The organism is Microbulbifer variabilis (assembly GCF_020524905.1).
Taxonomy (GTDB): Bacteria; Pseudomonadota; Gammaproteobacteria; order Pseudomonadales; family Cellvibrionaceae; genus Microbulbifer; species Microbulbifer variabilis_A.
This window is the reverse complement of the sequence record NZ_JAIVKI010000052.1, coordinates 1-1,632: the sequence shown is the minus strand read 5'-3', so window position 1 is coordinate 1,632 and position 1,632 is coordinate 1. Positions and strand designations below refer to the sequence as shown.

Annotated in this window: 1 protein-coding gene; it reads left to right on the top strand. The window is 42.5% G+C overall.

Translation table 11 applies throughout. The features are described 5' to 3' along the window. Positions 1–88 precede the first annotated feature (88 nt). The gene (locus LC073_RS21440) at positions 89–706 is read left to right on the top strand and encodes an acyl-CoA thioester hydrolase/BAAT C-terminal domain-containing protein (RefSeq protein WP_319004749.1); all 618 of its coding nucleotides are present in this window, start codon (positions 89–91) and stop codon (positions 704–706) included. Positions 707–1,632: the final 926 nt, after the last annotated feature.

Sequence of the window (1,632 nt, the reverse complement as noted above, 5' to 3'; positions counted from 1 at the left end):
TACGACGCTTGAGGTTGTATTCTGCTTCGGCAAAGGTGAATTGGTGCATGATCTATCGTAGCCTTGACGGATAGCCTAATACTACCAAATTGACTGGGAATTATTCAGAGGTTCCTTAGCTTACTTTAAAGAAAAAGGTATTTCACAAACACTAGATCAAATACCAATGGAGTATTTCATTGAAGCAATAAATTATTTAGAAAATCACCCTTTGATAGACTCCTCTAAAATTGGTGTAGTTGGTGGCTCTAGAGGTTCAGAGGCTGCATTTTTATTGGCAAGTATGGATTCTCGTATTAAATCCGTAGTGGTTACTACTCCAAGTAAGGTTGCTTGGTACGGACTAACTGTGCCGAAGTCAGCTTGGACAATTGGTGGTCAAGATATTCCAGCTTTAGGTTTAGAGTTAGATTCAAATGCTAAGTTACTCGACAGATTTACAGTCGCATTAGAAAATAAAACTAACGTTAATAAATCTTTATTCAAATTTGAAAATATTAATGGTCCGATATTAATGATTTCAGCAGAAAACGATCAAGTTTGGCCATCTTTTCAAATGTCTAAAGACATCGAAGTTTATTTAAAAAGTAAGCAGTTTAAACATAAAGTAGTGCATAACTCTTACAAAACAGGTCATGGTTTCAGTAAAGAGACTGCTCCTGAAATTAAAAAGTCAATTATTAATCACTTTGTGCGTACATTGTAGTGCTAACAAGTTACTCAAAAGGACGCAAAACGCTTGGCTTGCGCTCCTTCGTCGCTAATTTTAGCCAAGCATTTGTGCGCCCATTAGTAAGGCGTTAGTAGCCCAGTTAAGAATTTTAAAATTTACGCTTTGGTAGTTTCCGGTTTTGGCTTCTTCCAAAGTTTTTAGCTCAGTTTATCCGGCTGTTTTCAGTCTTACCTAAGTCGGGTATTCTTAGCGTAAATGGCACTTGGGGTTGGGTTAATCCTTCCCGTTCGCTCGGTGCTTTTGTTTAATAAATTGGTAGCCTTAACGGCGTTCCGCTCGGTGGGTATTCTCCGTAGTTGGCATCGTGCAGTTATGGGCTACTAACAATGCAAAGCAAGCGGAAAGTCTTGTCATTGCGTCTGCCGTGCATGGCTTCGCCATTATTGCACAACAGCCACAATGCCAAGCCTTCCGTTGTTTGCGGCGTTATTGTGGCGGTCAATTTTTAGATGTTTTGTAGCTGCTGCAAGCATCAATCTCTATCTGAGCACACTTTTCCTGAGAGTTTTCCTGCAAGCTGGTACCGCAGTTCCGTTCCAGTGCCTTCGTTTTAAGTCAGCAAGCCCTGCAAGCCAGCTAGGCCATCGTGGAGTGCCAATCCGATAGTTATCCGGTGGGGAAAGTATGGTATTTTCCCCTGTAAATTTATCTGGCAATGGCCAGCCAAAGTTTGCTGGCAGAGAGCAAGTAGGTCGTTCAGTGCGCGCCAGCTATAAAGGTCGCCCAGCCGGAGGCTGGGCTGGACAGCCTACGCTCCGCTTCGGCTGCCCTTGCTGGCAACGTTAGAGTTCAACATGATAGAAATTGAAGGGCCGGCCAACCAAAACTGGTCAGAGATTGATTTTTATAATGGCCGGACTCAAAGAGATTTTCCAAAACGTCCTTTTTCTGTTGAACCG